This window comes from Stenotrophomonas sp. As-7 (genome assembly GCF_030291015.1).
In the GTDB taxonomy this organism is placed as follows: domain Bacteria; phylum Pseudomonadota; class Gammaproteobacteria; order Xanthomonadales; family Xanthomonadaceae; genus Stenotrophomonas; species Stenotrophomonas lactitubi.
The window spans coordinates 916361-934857 of sequence record NZ_CP127405.1 but is presented as its reverse complement, the minus strand read 5'-3'; the positions used below and the strand labels follow the sequence as shown (position 1 = coordinate 934857).

At 62.8% G+C, this 18497-nt stretch carries 16 protein-coding genes; all 16 read right to left on the bottom strand.

Annotated features, from left to right (window positions below; translation table 11 throughout):
* Positions 1–6: 6 nt before the first annotated feature.
* The 16 genes from rpmC to rpoB all read right to left on the bottom strand — a co-directional run bounded on the left by rpmC (position 7) and on the right by rpoB (position 18284).
* On the bottom strand, positions 7–192 hold the full coding sequence (gene rpmC, locus QP457_RS04240) for a 50S ribosomal protein L29 (protein WP_025879306.1): 186 nt from the start codon (positions 190–192) through the stop codon (positions 7–9).
* Positions 192–605 carry a 50S ribosomal protein L16 gene (gene rplP, locus QP457_RS04235; protein WP_025879305.1) on the bottom strand — a complete coding sequence of 138 codons (414 nt, stop codon included), beginning with the start codon at positions 603–605 and terminating at the stop codon, positions 192–194. Before rplP ends, rpmC begins: the two co-directional genes overlap by 1 nt.
* 5 nt (positions 606–610) lie before the next feature.
* Entirely contained in the window at positions 611–1345 is a 735-nt protein-coding gene (gene rpsC / locus QP457_RS04230; protein WP_005415414.1) for a 30S ribosomal protein S3, read from the bottom strand.
* Positions 1346–1363: 18 nt separating this feature from the next.
* Positions 1364–1699, bottom strand: a complete 336-nt coding sequence (rplV, locus tag QP457_RS04225) for a 50S ribosomal protein L22 (RefSeq protein ID WP_004145348.1) — start codon at positions 1697–1699, stop codon at positions 1364–1366.
* Positions 1700–1711: 12 nt separating this feature from the next.
* On the bottom strand, positions 1712–1981 hold the full coding sequence (gene rpsS, locus QP457_RS04220; protein ID WP_004145340.1) for a 30S ribosomal protein S19: 270 nt from the start codon (positions 1979–1981) through the stop codon (positions 1712–1714).
* Between the two features lie 6 nt (positions 1982–1987).
* A complete protein-coding gene (rplB, locus tag QP457_RS04215; RefSeq protein WP_099819139.1) occupies positions 1988–2815 on the bottom strand; it encodes a 50S ribosomal protein L2 in 828 nt (275 codons plus the stop codon).
* A gap of 10 nt (positions 2816–2825) precedes the next feature.
* Positions 2826–3125: a 50S ribosomal protein L23 gene (rplW, locus tag QP457_RS04210; RefSeq protein ID WP_025879303.1), complete on the bottom strand. Its 300-nt coding sequence runs from the start codon at positions 3123–3125 to the stop codon at positions 2826–2828.
* The gene (gene rplD, locus QP457_RS04205; protein WP_025879302.1) at positions 3122–3727 is read right to left on the bottom strand and encodes a 50S ribosomal protein L4; all 606 of its coding nucleotides are present in this window, start codon (positions 3725–3727) and stop codon (positions 3122–3124) included. The genes rplW and rplD overlap by 4 nt, the downstream gene beginning before the upstream one ends.
* A 12-nt stretch (positions 3728–3739) precedes the next feature.
* A complete protein-coding gene (gene rplC / locus QP457_RS04200) occupies positions 3740–4390 on the bottom strand; it encodes a 50S ribosomal protein L3 (RefSeq protein ID WP_049470484.1) in 651 nt (216 codons plus the stop codon).
* 11 nt (positions 4391–4401) lie between these two features.
* Positions 4402–4713 (bottom strand): 30S ribosomal protein S10, encoded by a 312-nt coding sequence (gene rpsJ, locus QP457_RS04195; RefSeq protein WP_010341589.1) that lies wholly within the window; start codon positions 4711–4713, stop codon positions 4402–4404.
* Between the two features lie 333 nt (positions 4714–5046).
* A complete protein-coding gene (gene tuf, locus QP457_RS04190; protein WP_089238985.1) occupies positions 5047–6237 on the bottom strand; it encodes an elongation factor Tu in 1191 nt (396 codons plus the stop codon).
* A 52-nt stretch (positions 6238–6289) separates the two neighbouring features.
* Positions 6290–8431: an elongation factor G gene (fusA, locus tag QP457_RS04185; RefSeq protein ID WP_099819137.1), complete on the bottom strand. Its 2142-nt coding sequence runs from the start codon at positions 8429–8431 to the stop codon at positions 6290–6292.
* Positions 8432–8569: 138 nt separating this feature from the next.
* On the bottom strand, positions 8570–9037 hold the full coding sequence (gene rpsG / locus QP457_RS04180) for a 30S ribosomal protein S7 (RefSeq protein ID WP_089238997.1): 468 nt from the start codon (positions 9035–9037) through the stop codon (positions 8570–8572).
* 12 nt (positions 9038–9049) lie between these two features.
* Positions 9050–9424, bottom strand: a complete 375-nt coding sequence (gene rpsL, locus QP457_RS04175) for a 30S ribosomal protein S12 (protein WP_025879344.1) — start codon at positions 9422–9424, stop codon at positions 9050–9052.
* Positions 9425–9798: 374 nt separating this feature from the next.
* Positions 9799–14040 (bottom strand): DNA-directed RNA polymerase subunit beta', encoded by a 4242-nt coding sequence (rpoC, locus tag QP457_RS04170; protein WP_205406426.1) that lies wholly within the window; start codon positions 14038–14040, stop codon positions 9799–9801.
* Positions 14041–14129: 89 nt separating this feature from the next.
* Positions 14130–18284 (bottom strand): DNA-directed RNA polymerase subunit beta, encoded by a 4155-nt coding sequence (rpoB, locus tag QP457_RS04165; RefSeq protein WP_100463185.1) that lies wholly within the window; start codon positions 18282–18284, stop codon positions 14130–14132.
* Positions 18285–18497: the final 213 nt, after the last annotated feature.

The window sequence follows — 18497 nt, the reverse complement described above, 5'->3', positions numbered from 1 at the left end:
CCATCCTTACTTCGTGCTGCCGAGCAGGGTCTTGACGCGAGCAATTTCGCGACGCACCCGGCGGATGTCGTGTGTCTTCGGCAGCTGGCCGGTGACCTGCTGCATACGGACAGAGAACTGTTCCTTACGCAGGTCGATCAGGTGGGCCTTGAGGTCGTCAGCCGACTTTTCACGGAGAGTTTTGATATCCATCAGCGCACCGTCCGGGTCACGAAAGTGGTGGTGACCGAGAGCTTGGCAGCGGCCAGGCGGAACGCCTCGCGTGCCACTTCCTCGGTAACACCCTCGATTTCATAGATCATGCGGCCGGGCTGGATCTGGGCCACCCAGTATTCCACGTTGCCCTTACCCGAACCCATTCGAACTTCGATGGGCTTCTTGGTGATGGGCTTGTCGGGGAACACTCGGATCCACATCTTGCCGCCGCGCTTCACGTAGCGGCTGATCGAACGGCGAGCCGCTTCGATCTGACGCGCGGTCAGCTGACCGTGGGCGGTTGCCTTCAGGCCGTACTCGCCAAAGCTGACAGCGTTTGCGCTCCAGCTGAGGCCTTCGTTACGGCCCTTGTGCACCTTGCGGTACTTGGTTCGCTTGGGTTGCAACATTGTCGTTACCTCGCTTCACGAGCCGGGCGCTGACGGTCACCGCGGTCGCCGCGATCATGACGATCGTTGCGCGACGGGGTGTCGTCCTGCTTTTCCTGGCCAACCTGGGAGAAATCGAAGACCTCGCCCTTGTAGATCCAGACCTTGATGCCGATGATGCCGTAGGTCGTCTTGGCTTCAGCGAAGCCATAGTCGATGTCGGCACGCAGCGTGTGCAGCGGCACGCGGCCTTCGCGGTACCACTCCGAACGGGCGATTTCTGCACCGTTGAGGCGGCCACCGACGTTGACCTTGATGCCCAGGGCACCCAGGCGCATCGCGTTGCCGACCGAGCGCTTCATTGCACGGCGGAACATGATGCGACGCTCCAGCTGCTGCGCGATCGATTCGGCAACCAGCTGTGCGTCCAGCTCGGGCTTGCGCACTTCGGTGACGTTGATGTGCGCCGGGACGCCCATCATCTCGCTCACTTCCTTGCGCAGCTTCTCGATGTCCTCACCGCGCTTGCCGATCACCACGCCCGGACGGGCGGTGTGGATCGTCACGCGAGCGGTCTTGGCCGGACGCTCGATCAGGATCTTGCTGATGCCGGCCTGAGCCAGCTTCTTGCGCAGCATGTCGCGCACTTTCAGGTCGGCTGCCAGGTAACCAGCGAACTCGGCCTTGTTGGCGTACCACTTGGAGTTCCAGTCCTTGGAAATGCCGAGGCGGATACCAATCGGATGAACTTTATGACCCATGGTCTTTTCCTTATCCGCTTACTTGGCGGCGCCCACAACCACAGTGATGTGGCTGGTGCGCTTGAGGATGCGGGTACCGCGGCCTTTCGCCCGCGCCATGAAACGCTTCAGGGTCGGACCTTCATCTACCATGATGGTCTGAACCTTCAGCTCGTCGACGTCGGCGCCCTGGTTGTTCTCGGCATTTGCAATAGCCGACTCCACCACCTTCTTGATCAGGTGGGCAGCCTTCTTGTCCGAGAACTTCAGCAGGTTGACGGCACGCTCGGCCGGCAGACCGCGCACCTGGTCAGCGACCAGACGTGCCTTCTGCGGGGAGATGCGCGCGGTGCGCAGGATGGCTTTCGCTTCCATTGTCATCTCTCCTTACTTGCCCGACTTCTTGTCACCACCGTGACCCTTGAAGGTCCGGGTGATGGCAAATTCGCCGAGCTTGTGGCCGACCATGTTCTCGTTGACGAGAACCGGGATGTGGTTCTTGCCGTTATGCACGGCAATGGTGACGCCTACCATGTCAGGCAGGATCATCGAACGACGCGACCAGGTCTTGATCGGACGCTTGCTACCCGCAGCGGCAGCCACCTTAGCAACCAGGTGGTGATCGACAAACGGGCCCTTCTTGAGTGAACGTGCCATGGTCGATTAGCCCCTACGATCGCGGACGATGAACTGCTGAGTGCGCTTGTTATGGCGCGTCTTGTAACCCTTGGTCGGAACACCCCACGGGGTGACCGGATGCGGGTTACCCTGGCCGGCCTTCGCCTCACCACCACCGTGCGGGTGGTCAACCGGGTTCATGGCAGCACCACGAACGGTCGGGCGGACGCCGCGCCAGCGCTTGGCACCGGCCTTGCCCAGCTTTTCCAAGCTGTGCTCGTCGTTGCCGACTTCGCCGATGGTCGCGCAGCACTCGACCGGAACCTTGCGCATTTCACCCGAGCGCAGGCGCAGGGTGGCGTAGATGCCTTCACGAGCAACCAGCTGCACGGCAGCACCTGCAGCGCGGGCGATCTGAGCGCCCTTGCCCGGCTTCAGCTCGATGCAGTGGATGGTGGTACCGACCGGGATGTTGCGCAGCGGCAGGGTGTTGCCCGCCTTGATCGGAGCATCCGAACCAGCGATCACCTGATCACCAGCCTTCAGACCCTTCGGGGCGATGATGTAGCGGCGCTCGCCGTCGACGTAGCACAGCAGGGCGATGTGGGCGGTGCGGTTCGGATCGTATTCGATGCGTTCCACGCGCGCCGGGATGCCCAGCTTGTTGCGCTTGAAGTCAATCAGGCGGTAGTGCTGCTTGTGGCCACCACCGACGTGACGCACGGTGATGCGGCCGTGGTGGTTGCGACCACCCGAACGGCTCTGCGACTCGACCAGCGGGGCATGCGGAGCGCCCTTGTACAGGTCGGGAGTAACCACGCGCACGGCCGAACGGCGGCCGGGAGAAGTGGGCTTGAATTTCATCAATGGCATGGGATGTACCTCAGGCCTTGGCCGTTACATCGATCGACTGGCCGTCGGCCAGGCGAACGTACGCCTTGCGCCAATCGCCGCGGCGGCCAGCACGGTTACGGAAGGACTTGTTCTTGCCCTTGACGTTGACCACGTTGACTGCTTCGACCTTGACGTCGAACAGCTGCTCAACCGCGGCCTTTACATCGGCCTTGGTGGCTTCGTTCGAAATTTCGAAGACGTACTGATTGGAGAGTTCCTGCAGGCGCGCGGTCTTTTCGGAGACACGCGGGGCGAGCAGCACGCTGAAGATTTTTTCGTTGCTGTTCATGCCAGCCACTCCTCGACCTTCTTGACCGCGTCAGCGGTGATGACGACCGTGTCGGCACCGACCAGCGACACCGGATCCAGGCCCTGGACGTCACGCACTTCCACGTAGGGAATGTTGCGCGCCGACAGGTACAGGTGCTCGGAGGCTTCTTCAGTGACGATCAGCGGGCGCTTGCCCACTTCCAGGCCGGCCAGCTTGGCGATCAGAGCCTTCGTGTTGGTCGCTTCGACATCGAAGGACTCCACGATGGTCAGACGGCCCTGACGGTTCAGCTCGGACAGGATCGCGCACATGGCGGCACGGTACTGCTTACGATTGACCTTCTGCTCGAAGCTGCGCGGCTTTGCCGCGAAGGTGACACCGCCGCCGACGAAGATCGGAGCCGTCAGTGCGCCATGACGCGCGCCGCCGCCCTTCTGCTTCTTCGACTTCTTGGTGGTACCTGCCACTTCGGAGCGAGTCTTCTGCGCCTTGGTGCCGGCGCGACCGGCGTTGCGGTAAGCAACGACGACCTGGTGAACCAGATCTTCGCTGAAATCGCGACCGAACACGGCGTCGGAGACCGAGACCTTGTTATTGCTACCCGTGATAACGAGTTCCATCGTCATCTCTCCTTATGCCTTGCTCGCCGGACGGACGATCACGTCGCCACCCGCCGCGCCCGGAACGGCGCCGCGAACTGCGATCAGACCGCGCTCGACGTCGACCTTGACAACTTCCAGGTTCTGGGTGCTCTGCTGCACCGAACCCATGTGACCGGACATCTTCTTGCCCGGGAACACGCGGCCGGGCGTCTGGCGCTGACCCAGCGAACCCGGCGCGCGATGCGACAGCGAGTTGCCGTGGGTAGCGTCACCCATGCGGAAGTTGTAGCGCTTGATGGTGCCCTGGAAGCCCTTACCCTTGGTGACACCCTGGACGTCGACGATCTGGCCGACTTCAAAGATGTCCGCCTTGACTTCGCCGCCAACGGCGAAATCGCCGAGCTGGGCGTCTTCAACGCGGAATTCCCACAGGCCACGACCCGCTTCCACCTTCGCCTTGGCGAAGTGGCCGGCTTCCGGCTTGTTGACCAGGGCAGCGCGACGCGCGCCGACGGTCACCTGCACGGCGCTGTAGCCGTCAGCTTCGACGGTCTTGATCTGCGCGATGCGGTTGGGGGTTGCTTCGATCAGGGTCACCGGGATGGAACGGCCATCTTCGGTGAACACGCGGCTCATGCCAGCCTTGCGGCCCACGAAGCCCAACGAATATTTCTTCGTCATGGTCGTAGTCCTCAGGTCAACTTGATCTGAACGTCGACGCCGGCAGCCAGTTCGAGCTTCATCAGCGCGTCCACGGTCTTGTCATTCGGGTCAACGATATCGAGCACGCGCTTGTGCGTGCGGGTCTCGTACTGGTCACGCGCGTCCTTGTCGACGTGCGGGGAGACGAGGATGGTGTAACGCTCGATCTTGGTCGGCAGCGGGATCGGGCCACGCACTTGCGCGCCGGTCCGCTTCGCCGTCTCAACGATCTCGCTGGCCGAACGGTCGATCAGACGATGATCGAACGCTTTCAGCCGGATCCGGATCTTTTGGTCCGCCATGGCGGTAGGTTCCTTCGATAAAAGAGCGACAGACAAAGCCTCTGGGTTGCTTTGCCCCATGAAATCCCTGAATACAGACGGCCCGCATTCCCGCAGGCCGACAAGGTCAATCCGTAGACCCCAAATGCATAGGCAGACCCATGAAACTGGCCTGCCCAGACGGAGAAGCATAATGGCACGCAAGGCAGCTGTCAACAGTCTCCTGTTGACGCCGCCTGAATGGCATTGACCCTTCCTGGTCCGGGGAACACAAGGCACATCCTGTGCCTACTTTCCCGTTTGATACGCCCCGATGCCCTACCCAGGCAACATCGGGGCGCAGATTCTAGCAGATTACTCGAGGATGGTGGCAACCACGCCAGCACCGACGGTACGGCCACCTTCGCGGATCGCGAAGCGCAGACCGGCGTCCATGGCGACCGGGTTGATCAGGGTGACAACCATCTTGATGTTGTCGCCCGGCATCACCATCTCGACGCCTTCCGGCAGCTCGACCGCACCGGTGATGTCGGTGGTACGGAAGTAGAACTGCGGACGGTAGCCCTTGAAGAACGGGGTGTGACGGCCGCCCTCGTCCTTCGACAGAACGTAGACTTCGGCGTCGAACTTGGTGTGCGGCTTGATCGAACCCGGCTTGGCCAGAACCTGGCCACGCTCGACGTCGTCACGCTTGGTGCCGCGCAGCAGCAGACCGGCGTTGTCGCCTGCCTGACCCTGATCCAGCAGCTTGCGGAACATTTCCACGCCGGTCACGGTGGTCTTCTGCACCGGACGGATGCCGACGATTTCGATTTCTTCGCCGACCTTGATCACGCCGCGCTCGATACGACCGGTCACCACGGTGCCGCGGCCCGAGATCGAGAACACGTCTTCGACCGGCATCAGGAATGCCTTGTCGACGTCACGCTCCGGGGTCGGGATCCAGGTGTCCAGCGCCTCGACCAGCTTGATGACGGCCGGCACGCCGATGTCGCTCTGGTCGCCTTCCAGCGCCAGGCGGGCCGAACCCGAGATGATCGGAGTGTCGTCGCCCGGGAAGTCGTACTTGCTCAGCAGCTCACGGACTTCCATTTCGACCAGTTCCAGCAGCTCGGCATCGTCAACCATGTCGGCCTTGTTCAGGAACACGACGATGTACGGCACGCCGACCTGACGCGACAGCAGGATGTGCTCGCGGGTCTGCGGCATCGGGCCGTCAGCGGCCGAGCACACCAGGATCGCGCCGTCCATCTGGGCAGCACCGGTGATCATGTTCTTGACGTAGTCAGCATGGCCCGGGCAATCGACGTGGGCGTAGTGACGAACGGTGGATTCGTATTCGACGTGCGCGGTCGAGATCGTGATGCCACGTGCCTTTTCTTCCGGCGCGGCGTCGATCGCGGAGTAATCCTTGAACTCGCCACCGAAGCGCTCGGCACCGATCTTGGTCAGTGCGGCGGTCAGCGTGGTCTTGCCGTGATCGACGTGACCGATGGTGCCGACGTTGACGTGCGGCTTGGTGCGCTCGAACTTACCCTTTGCCATTTCTTTCTACCTTATTGGTTCGTAAGTGGTTTGGAGGACCTGAGCGTTACGCTCAGGCCTTCTTCATGACTTCGTCGGCGATGTTGTTCGGCGCCGGCTCGTAGTGGTCAAATTCCATCGTGAAGGTGGCGCGGCCCTGGGTCTGCGAACGCAGCGAGGTCGCGTAGCCAAACATTTCGCCCAGCGGAATCATCGCGTTGATGATGCTGGCCGAACCGTCACCGGTGGTATCAGAACCCTGCAGAACGCCGCGACGACGGCTGACGTCGCCCATCACGTCACCCTGGTAATCCTCCGGGGTCACGATCTCGACCTTCATGATCGGCTCCAGCAGGACCGGCTTGGCCTTGCGGAAACCTTCCTTGAAGGCCATCGAGGAAGCGAGCTTGAACGCCATTTCCGAGGAGTCGACGTCGTGGTACGAGCCGAACACCAGCTTCACCTTGACGTCCACGACCGGGAAGCCAGCCAGCGGACCGCTGGTGATGGTTTCGCGCAGGCCCTTTTCGATCGACGGGATGAATTCCTTCGGAATCACGCCACCGGTGATGTCGTTGATGAACAGGAAGTCGTCCTTGATGCCAGCAGCGATCTTCGGATCTGCACGATCGGCCTCGGTGATCGGCGACAGCTCGATCACGACGTGACCGTACTGACCCTTACCACCGGACTGCTTGGCGTGCTTGTAGTCCGACTTCACGTCCGACATGGTGATCGTTTCGCGGTAGGCCACCTGCGGCTTGCCGACGTTGGCTTCAACGTTGAACTCGCGCTTCATGCGGTCAACGATGATGTCCAGGTGCAGCTCGCCCATGCCCGAGATGATGGTCTGGCCGGATTCTTCGTCGGTCTTGACGCGGAACGACGGATCTTCCTGTGCCAGACGACCCAGTGCCAGACCCATCTTTTCCTGGTCGGACTTGGTCTTCGGCTCGACAGCCATCGAGATGACCGGCTCCGGGAACACCATGCGCTCGAGGATGATCGGCTGATCCATGGAGCACAGGGTGTCACCCGTGGTGGTGTCCTTCAGGCCCACGGCGGCGGCGATGTCGCCGGCCAGAACTTCCTTGATTTCTTCGCGGTTGTTGGAGTGCATCTGCAGGATACGGCCGATGCGCTCCTTCTTGCCCTTCACCGAGTTCAGCAGCTGGTCGCCTGCATTCAGCGTGCCCGAGTAGACACGGAAGAAGGTCAGCGCGCCGACGAACGGATCGGTGATGATCTTGAAGGCCAGGGCCGAGAACGGAGCCTTGTCGTCAGACTTGCGGCTCATTTCCTTGGTTTCATCGTCAACGTCGGTACCGGTCACGTCCGGCACGTCGATCGGCGACGGCAGCAGCTGGATCACGCCGTCCAGCATGGCCTGCACGCCCTTGTTCTTGAACGCCGAGCCGCAGTACATCGGCACGATGTCGGTGGCCAGGGTGCGCACGCGCAGGGCTTCGATGATCTCGGCCTCGGTCAGCTCATCGCCGCCCAGGTACTTGTCCATCAGCTCTTCGCTGGCTTCGGCAGCCGCTTCGATCATGAAGGTACGGGCTTCGGTTGCTTCAGCGAGCAGCTCGGCCGGCACATCGCTGTACTCGAACTTCATGCCCTGCGAAGCCTCATCCCAATGGATGGCCTTCATCTTCAGCAGATCGACGACGCCCTTGAAGCCTTCCTCAGCGCCGATCGGCAGCTGCATCGGAACGGCCTTGGCGCCCAGCTTCGCCTTCAGCTGGCCAACGACCTTGCTGAAGTTGGCGCCGGTGCGGTCCATCTTGTTGACGAACGCGATGCGCGGCACCTTGTAACGGTTGGCCTGGCGCCACACGGTTTCCGACTGCGGCTGCACGCCACCGACGGCACACAGCACGAAGACGGCACCGTCGAGCACGCGCAGCGAGCGCTCCACTTCGATGGTGAAGTCGACGTGCCCGGGGGTGTCGATGATGTTGAAGCGGTGCTCCGGCAGGGACTTGTCCATGCCCTTCCAGAACGCGGTGGTCGCAGCGGACTGGATCGTGATGCCACGCTCCTGCTCCTGCTCCATCCAGTCCATGGTGGCGGCGCCGTCATGCACTTCACCGATCTTGTGGCTCTTGCCGGTGTAGAACAGGATGCGCTCGGACGTGGTGGTCTTGCCGGCATCGATGTGAGCCATGATGCCGAAATTGCGGTAACGCTCGATGGGAGTGGAACGGGCCACGGGGAGCCTCTCAGATTTCTTGGATTTCGGATGGCCGAACGCCGCCTTTCGGCGGCCTTCGGATTGGCGCAGCCCTTCTGAGGCCGCGAGGCAGCACCGAGATGGTGCTGCCCTGCCTGTTTTACAAGGCCGTCAAACTCACCAGCGGTAGTGGGCGAATGCCTTGTTGGCTTCGGCCATGCGGTGGGTTTCTTCGCGCTTCTTGATGGCGCCGCCACGGTTTTCCGCAGCGTCGATCAGTTCAGCGGCCAGCTTCTTCGGCATGGTGTTCTCACCACGCTTACGCGCGGAGTCGATCAGCCAACGCATGGCCAGGGCCATCTTGCGCGAGGCGCGCACTTCGACCGGCACCTGATAGGTGGCACCACCGACACGGCGGGACTTGACTTCGACCGACGGAGCCACGTTTTCCAGAGCCTTCTGAACCAGCTCGACGGAATTCGGGTTCTTCTCACCGATCACGTCCATGGCGCCATAGACGATCTTTTCAGCGACCGACTTCTTGCCGCTCAGCATCACCATGTTGATGAAACGGGCGATGGTTTCGCTTCCGTGCTTCGGATCCGGCAGGACTGCGCGCTGCGGCGTATTACCTTTACGAGACATGTGTGCTTTCCCTTAGCTCTTCGGACGCTTGGCGCCGTACTTGGAACGGCCCTGGCGACGCTTGGCAACGCCGGAGGCGTCGAGCGAACCACGAACGGTGTGGTAACGCACACCCGGCAGATCCTTGACGCGACCGCCACGGATCAGGACCACGGAGTGCTCCTGCAGGTTGTGGCCTTCACCGCCGATGTAGGAAATCACTTCTTCCTGGTTGGTCAGGCGAACCTTGGCAACCTTGCGAAGCGCCGAGTTCGGCTTCTTCGGAGTAGTGGTGTAAACGCGCGTGCAGACGCCACGGCGCTGGGGGCACTTTTCGAGAGCCGGCGAGGCGCTCTTATAAGTGGTTGCCTGCCGCGGCTTGCGGACAAGCTGATTGATCGTCGCCATCAGTATGTTCTTCTGAGAGAGGCCGAAAAAAAACGGCCATGAATGCGGATATGTGCGAGCAGGCGAAAAACCGGCCTGCTGAGACAGACGATTGTAGCAACCTGGCGAAAACGCGGTCAAATGCGCACACGCCAAGCCAGCCCTGATCCTGGGCCGTTACAGGGGAGCCTTCTCCATGCCCCCCGTTCAGGTTGTCGTCCGACCCATCGCTGGGCCGGGCGGCATCCTACCTCATCGAAGGCGAACAGACCAGCGGCCCGTGCCCTCGAGTGCAGTTCCGGCCGGAACCGGTGCTGCGTGATGCTTGTCCGGCAGGGACCGGCCGATGGCCGTCCCCTGCCCGATCGAGGTCCGGCCGGAGCCGGACCCGCCGATCAATCCTCGGCCTGCTCGGCGTCGGTCGATTCCACCACCACTTCCGGTGCTGCCACGGCCACGGGGGCTGCAGCTGCCGGGGTACCGGCGAGGGTCTGCATTTCCGAGTCGGTCAGCCCGCTCGCGTTGCGGCGGCGGTTGGCGTGGTAGGACAGACCGGTACCGGCCGGGATCAGACGACCGACGATCACGTTTTCCTTCAGGCCGCGCAGGTTGTCCTTGGTGCCGCGGACGGCAGCCTCGGTCAGCACACGGGTGGTTTCCTGGAAGGAAGCGGCCGAGATGAACGACTCGGTTGCCAGCGAGGCCTTGGTGATACCCAGCAGGACCGGATCGAAACGAGCGATCAGCTCGTTGCGGGTGGTCAGGCGTGCATTTTCCTCAATGACGCGCTGGCGCTCGACCTGTTCGCCGTTCAGGAACTTGCTGCTGCCCTGATCGGTGATCTCGACCTTGCGCAGCATCTGGCGGGTGATCACCTCGATGTGCTTGTCGTTGATCTTCACGCCCTGCAGGCGGTACACGTCCTGGATTTCCTTGACCAGGTAGGCGGCCAGCGGCTCGACACCCAGCAGACGCAGGATGTCCTGCGGGCTCGGCTCGCCGTCGACGATGGTTTCGCCCTTGGTCACGTGCTCACCTTCGAACACGATGACCTGACGGTACTTCGGAATCAGCTCTTCGTGCTCCGAACCATCGGTGTCCTTGATGATCAGGCGCTGCTTGCCCTTGGTGTCCTTGCCGAAGCTGATGATGCCCGAACGCTCGGCCAGCACCGCCGGATCCTTCGGCTTGCGCGCTTCGAACAGATCGGCCACGCGCGGCAGACCACCGGTGATGTCGCGGGTCTTGGACGCTTCCTGCGGGATCTTGGCGACCACGTCACCCACGCCGACGGCAGCGCCGTCCTGCAGGTTGACGATCGAGCGCGGCGGCAGCAGGTACTGCGCCGGCAGGTCGGTGCCCGGAATCGACAGGTCGTTGCCCTTGCCATCGACGATGCGGACGATCGGGCGCAGATCCTTCGCCTGGGCGCCGCGGCGCTTCGGGTCGGTGATTTCGCGCGATGCCAGGCCGGTCAGCTCATCGGTCTTCTCGATGACGGTGATGCCGTCGACGAAGTCGATGAAGCGGATGAAACCAGCCACTTCCGAAACGATCGGGTGGTTATGCGGATCCCAGTTGGCCACGGTCTGGCCAGCCTTGACCGCATCACCGTCCTTGGAGGTGATGGTTGCGCCGTACGGCAGCTTGTAACGCTCACGCTCACGGCCGTGCGCATCGAGCACCGACATTTCGCCCGAGCGCGACACGGCGACCAGCGAGCCATTGGCATGGGCCACCGACTTGAGGTTGCTGAACTTGACCGAGCCGGTGGTCTTGACGGTGATGTTGTCGACCGCAGCAGCTCGCGATGCCGCACCACCGATGTGGAACGTACGCATCGTCAGCTGGGTACCCGGCTCACCGATGGACTGGGCGGCGATGACGCCGACCGCTTCACCGATGTTGACCAGGTGGCCACGGGCCAGATCGCGGCCGTAGCAGCGGCTGCAGACACCGAAGGCCGATTCGCAGGAGATCGTCGAGCGGACCTTGATGGTCTGCACGCTGGCCTCTTCAAGCTTGGCGACCCAGGCTTCGTCGAGCAGGGTGTTGCGGGTGACGATCGGATCTTCGTCGTTGCCCGGCAGGAACACGTCCTCGGCAACCACGCGACCCAGCACGCGATCCTTCAACGGTTCGACCACGTCGCCGCCTTCCACGATCGGGGTCATGATCAGGCCTTCGGTGGTACCGCAATCCACCTCGGTGATCACCACGTCCTGCGCCACGTCGACCAGACGACGGGTCAGGTAACCCGAGTTCGCGGTCTTCAGCGCGGTATCGGCCAGACCCTTACGGGCACCGTGGGTGGAGTTGAAGTACTCCTGCACGTTCAGGCCTTCGCGGAAGTTCGCCTTGATGGGCGTCTCGATGATCGAGCCATCGGGACGGGCCATCAGGCCACGCATGCCGGCCAGCTGACGGATCTGCGCCTGGCTGCCTCGCGCACCGGAGTCGGCCATGATGTACAGGGAGTTCATCGACTTCTGGTCGATGGTCTCGCCCTTGGCATTGATGACCTTCTCGGTACCGATGGTGTCCATCATCGCCTTGGCGATGCGCTCATTGGTGCGCGACCAGATGTCGACCACCTTGTTGTAGCGCTCGCCGGCGGTGACCAGGCCCGACTGGTACTGCTCCTGGATTTCCAGCACTTCGGCTTCAGCCTCGGTGAGGATGCCCTTCTTCTCGTCCGGGATCAGCATGTCGTCGATGCCGATCGAGACGCCGGCGCGGGTCGCGTAGGCGAAGCCGGTGTACATCAGCTTGTCGGCGAACACGACCGTGTCCTTCAGGCCCAGCTGGCGGTAGCTGGAGTTGATCAGGCGGCTGATGTTCTTCTTGGTCAGCTCGGTGTTGGCCAGCGCGAACGGCAGGCCTTCCGGCAGGATTTCAGCCAGCAGGGCGCGACCGATGGTGGTATCCACGATCGAGGTCTTGCTCTGCTTGTTGCCTTCCTCGTCGGTCACCACCTCGGTGATGCGGACCTTGACGCGCGCGTGCAGTTCCACCACGCGGTTGTCGTAGGCGCGCTTGACTTCGGCGATGTTGGCGAAGGCCATGCCCTCGCCCTTCTTGTTTTCCAGCGAGCGGGTCATGTAGTACAGACCCAGCACGACGTCCTGCGACGGCACGATGATCGGCTCGCCGTTGGCCGGCGACAGGATGTTGTTGGTGGACATCATCAGCGCACGCGCTTCCAGCTGGGCTTCCAGCGAGAGCGGCACGTGGACGGCCATCTGGTCACCGTCGAAGTCGGCGTTGAACGCGGTGCAGACCAGCGGGTGCAGCTGGATGGCCTTGCCTTCGATCAGGACCGGCTCGAAGGCCTGGATGCCCAGACGGTGCAGGGTCGGCGCACGGTTCAGCATCACCGGATGCTCGCGGATGACCTCTTCCAGGATGTCCCAGACTTCGGCTTCTTCGCGCTCGACCAGCTTCTTGGCGGCCTTGATGGTGGTTGCCAGGCCACGACGCTGCAGCTTGGCGAACACGAACGGCTTGAACAGTTCGAGTGCCATCTTCTTCGGCAGGCCGCACTGGTGCAGGCGCAGGTACGGGCCGACCACGATGACCGAACGGCCCGAGTAGTCGACGCGCTTGCCGAGCAGGTTCTGACGGAAGCGGCCCTGCTTGCCCTTGATCATGTCGGCCAGCGACTTCAGCGGGCGCTTGTTGGTGCCGGTGATGGCACGGCCGCGACGGCCGTTGTCCAGCAGCGCATCGACCGATTCCTGCAGCATGCGCTTTTCATTGCGCACGATGATGTCCGGCGCGCTCAGCTCGAGCAGGCGGCGCAGGCGGTTGTTGCGGTTGATGACGCGACGGTACAGGTCGTTCAGGTCGGAGGTCGCGAAGCGGCCACCATCCAGCGGAACCAGCGGACGCAGGTCCGGCGGCAGCACCGGCAGGACGGTCATGACCATCCACTCCGGACGGTTGCCCGATTCCAGGAAGGCTTCGATCAGCTTGATGCGCTTGGTGAGGCGCTTCAGCTTGGTTTCCGAACCGGTGCTGGCGATCTCTTCGCGCAGACGGGTCATTTCCGACTGCAGGTCGATGGTGCGCAGCAGTTCGTACACGGCCTCGGCGCCCATGGCGGCGTCGAAGTCGTCACCGTGCTCCTGGCGGGCCTGCAGGTACTGTTCTTCGGTCAGCAGCTGGCGGCGCTCCAGGGCGGTCAGGCCCGGCTCGGTCACCACGTAGGCTTCGAAGTACAGCACGCGCTCGATATCGCGCAGGGTCATGTCCAGCATCAGGCCGATGCGCGACGGCAGCGACTTCAGGAACCAGATGTGCGCGACCGGCGAGGCCAGGTCGATGTGGCCCATGCGCTCACGACGCACCTTGGCCAGGGTCACTTCGGTGCCGCACTTCTCGCAGACCACGCCGCGGTGCTTCATGCGCTTGTACTTGCCGCACAGGCACTCGTAGTCCTTGACCGGTCCGAAGATGGCGGCGCAGAACAGGCCGTCACGCTCCGGCTTGAAGGTACGGTAGTTGATGGTTTCCGGCTTCTTCACTTCGCCGAAGGACCACGAACGGATCAGGTCCGGCGAAGCCAGCGCGATCTTGATCGCGTCGAAGTCCAGCGTCTGGCGCTGCTGGTTGAAGAGGTTGAGCAGGTCTTTCATGGTGTTCTCCAGAAGGAGGAATGCTGTGTCGATGGGCTTTCAGTTGACTGCCAGCGGCGCGGCGGCATTGACCGCCGCGCCGGCATGGATCAGTTGTCTTCCAGTTCCATGTTGATGGCCAGCGAGCGGATTTCCTTCACAAGCACGTTGAAGGATTCCGGCATGCCCGCGACCATCTCGTGCTCACCGTCGACGATGTTCTTGTACATCTGGTTGCGGCCCTGCACGTCATCGGACTTCACCGTCAGCATTTCCTGCAGGGTGTAGGCCGCGCCGTAGGCTTCCAGCGCCCAGACTTCCATTTCACCGAAGCGCTGGCCGCCGAACTGCGCCTTGCCGCCCAGCGGCTGCTGGGTGACGAGCGAGTACGGACCGGTCGAACGGGCGTGCATCTTGTCGTCGACCAGGTGGTTCAGCTTCAGGTAGTGCATGTAGCCCACGGTGGTGTGGCGATCGAAGGCTTCACCGGTGCGGCCGTCATACAGCTGGGTCTGGCCACTGCTCGGCAGGTCGGCCAGTTCCAGCATGCGCTTGATTTCCGCTTCGGTGGCACCGTCGAACACCGGCGTTGCCATCGGCACGCCGTCGAACAGGTTGCGGGCCAGGCGCAGCAGTTCCTCGTCGCTGAACTGCGACAGGTCGACACGGTTGGCCACGTTGGTGTCATCGTGGTTGTAGATGTCGTCCAGGAACTTGCGCAGGTCGGCAACCGCCGCCTGGGCTTCCAGCATCGCCTGGATCTTGCGACCCAGACCCTTGGCAGCCCAGCCCAGGTGCACTTCCAGGATCTGCCCGATGTTCATACGCGACGGCACGCCCAGCGGGTTCAGCACGATGTCCACGGTTTCGCCCGAGGCCATGTACGGCATGTCCTCGACCGGCACCACGTTGGACACCACACCCTTGTTGCCGTGGCGGCCTGCCATCTTGTCGCCCGGCTGGATGCGGCGCTTCACGGCCAGGAACACCTTGACCATCTTCAGCACGCCCGGAGCCAGATCGTCGCCCGCGGTGATCTTGCCGCGCTTGTCGGCGAAGCGACGCTCGAATTCCTTCTCGTGCGCCTGGATCTGCTTCTGTGCGCGTTCGATGGCTTCGGCAGCGTCCTCGTCCTTCATGCGCAGCACGAACCAGTCGGCCTTCTTCAGGCCATCCAGGTAGGCGTCGGAAATGACGTCGCCCTTCTTCAGGCCGGCGCCGCCGTTGACCACCTTGCCCACGATCTGCGAACGCAGACGGGCGTAGATGGCCGCTTCCAGGATGCGGAACTGGTCGTCGAAGTCCTTCTTGACGCGCTTGATTTCAGACTCTTCGATCTGACGGGCGCGCTTGTCCTTCTCGATGCCATCGCGGGTGAAGACCTGCACGTCGATGACGGTGCCGTCCATGCCCGGCGGCACGCGCAGCGAGCTGTCCTTCACGTCCGAAGCCTTCTCGCCGAAGATCGCGCGCAGCAGCTTCTCTTCCGGGGTCAGCTGGCTTTCGCCCTTCGGGGTGACCTTGCCGACCATGATGTCGCCGGCGCGGACTTCGGCACCGATGTACACCACGCCGCTCTCGTCCAGGCGGTTCAGCGCCTGCTCGGAAACGTTCGGGATGTCGGCGGAGATTTCCTCCGGCCCCAGCTTGGTGTCACGCGCAACGCAGGTCAGCTCTTCGATGTGGATCGTGGTGTAGCGATCCTCTTCCACCACGCGCTCGGAGAGCAGGATGGAGTCTTCGAAGTTGTAGCCGTTCCAAGGCATGAAGGCGATCAGCATGTTCTGGCCCAGGGCCAGTTCACCGATGTCGGTGGACGGACCGTCGGCCAGCACGTCGCCACGCGCCACCACGTTGCCCACTTCCACCAGCGGACGCTGGTTGATGCAGGTGTTCTGGTTGGAGCGGGTGTACTTGATCAGGTTGTAGATGTCGACGCCGGCATCGGACGCATCGGTGATCTCGGCTTCGTTGACCTTGACCACGATGCGGGCGGCGTCGATCTGCACGATCTCACCACCACGACGGGCGTTCACGGTCACACCCGAGTCACGCGCCACGGCGCGCTCGATGCCGGTACCGACCAGCGGCTTCTGCGCACGCAGGGTCGGCACGGCCTGACGCTGCATGTTGGCGCCCATCAGTGCGCGGTTGGCGTCATCGTGCTCCAGGAACGGAACCAGCGCGGCCGCGATCGACACGGTCTGCATCGGCGAGACGTCCATGAAGTGGACTTCCGCCGGCGGCTTCAGCAGCGATTCGCCCTGGTAACGGCAGGGAACGAACTGCTCGGTCAGCACGCTGTTGGCATCGGTCAGGGCGTTGGCCTGGGCGATGACGTACTCGTTTTCTTCGATGGCCGACAGGAACTCGACTTCGTCGAACACCTTGCCGTCCACGACCTTGCGGTACGGGGTCTCGAGGAAACCGTACTGGTTGGTGCGGGCGTACACGGCCAGCGAGTTGATCAGGCCGATGTTCGGGCCTTCCGGGGTTTCGATGGTGCAGACGCGGCCGTAATGGGTCGGGTGCACGTCGCGCACTTCGAAGCCGGCGCGCTCACGGGTCAGGCCGCCCGGGCCCAGGGCCGAGACGCGACGCTTGTGCGTGACTTCCGACAGCGGGTTGTTCTGATCCATGAACTGCGACAGCTGCGAGGAGCCGAAGAATTCCTTGATCGCCGCAGCCACCGGCTTGGCGTTGATCAGCTCCTGCGGGGTCAGGCCTTCCGACTCTGCCATCGACAGGCGTTCCTTGACCGCACGCTCGACGCGGACCAGGCCCACGCGGAACACGTTCTCGGCCATTTCGCCGACCGAACGCACGCGACGGTTGCCCAGGTGATCGATGTCATCGACCACGCCACGGCCGTTGCGGATCTCGGTCAGGACCTTGATCACGTCCAGGATGTCCGAGCTGTCGCCGTGGGCGGCAACCAGGCGCTTGGACTCTTCGTCGTTACGCTCGCCGTAGTACTTGCGGTCGTACAGCACGGCTTCGCCGGTGGTTTCCTTGCGGCCCACGCGACGATTGAACTTCATGCGGCCGACGGCGGACAGGTCGTAGCGCTCGAAGGTGAAGAACAGGTTGTGGAACAGGTTCTGCGCAGCATCCTTGGTCGGCGGCTCGCCCGGACGCATCATGCGGTAGATCTCGACCAGGGCTTCCAGCTGGGTCTTGGTCGGATCGATGCGCAGGGTGTTGGACAGGTACGGGCCACGATCCAGGTCGTTCACCCACAGGGTGCCCACTGCATCGACACCGGCCTTGCGGAAGTTCTGCAGCTGCTCGTCGGTGATTTCGTCGTTGGCCTGGGCCAGCAGTTCACCGGTCGAGGCATCGACCACGTCGTGCGACAGGATGCGGCCGACGATGTAGTCGTCCGGCACGGCCAGGGCGGCAATGCCCGAGGCTTCCAGCTGCTTGATGTGGCGCGCGGTGATGCGCTTGCCGGCTTCCACGATGACCTTGTCGCCGTCGGCGAGGTCGAAGCCCAGGGTTTCGCCGCGCAGGCGCTCCGGCACCAGCTCCAGCTGGACGCCTTCATCCGGGTTGATGTGGAAGGTGTTGATCTCGAAGAACTCGGCCAGCATCTCTTCGTTGCTGTAGCCAAGCGCACGCAGCAGGATCGACACCGGCAGCTTGCGGCGACGGTCGATACGGGTGAACAGCGCGTCCTTCGGGTCGAACTCGAAGTCCAGCCAGGAGCCGCGGTAAGGAATGATGCGGGCGCTGTACAGCAGCTTGCCCGAGCTGTGGGTCTTGCCACGGTCGTGGTCGAAGAACACGCCCGGCGAGCGGTGCAGCTGCGAGACGATGACGCGCTCGGTGCCGTTGACGATGAAGGTGCCGTTGTCGGTCATCAGCGGGATTTCGCCGAGGTAGACCTCCTGCTCCTTCACGTACTTGATGGCCTTGGTCGACGACTCGCGGTCGTAGATCACCAGGCGCACGGTCACGCGCAGCGGCGCACCGTAGCTCATGCCACGCTGACGGCACTCACGCTCGTCGAAGACCGGATCGCCCAGCTTGTAGCCGACGTACTCCAGGGCAGCATTGCCGCTGTAGCTGGCGATCGGGAAGACCGACTTCAGTGCAGCGTGCAGGCCGTGGTCCGTGCGCTTGGCCGGATCGACGTTTTCCTGCAGGAATTCACGGTAGGAATCCACCTGGATGGCGAGCAGGAACGGCACTTCGAGAATCGAACGCTGCTTGCCGAAATCCTTGCGGATACGCTTTTTTTCGGTGAACGAATAGGACGTCATGAGGTCTTCCACCTTGTTGTGCGAGTCGTGCGCCCACGACCCGAAGGGAACTTGAAATTGTCAGTTGGAAGTCGCTGGTATTGCCGGCACCAGCACGCCTTCTCCCGCTACTTCCAACTGCCAACTCGTCTGCATCCACTCCCCCGCCGCCGCGCGTTGCGCTGGCCGGCCAGGGTTTGACCGCAGCCCGTGTTGGGCTTTTTCACCGTACTT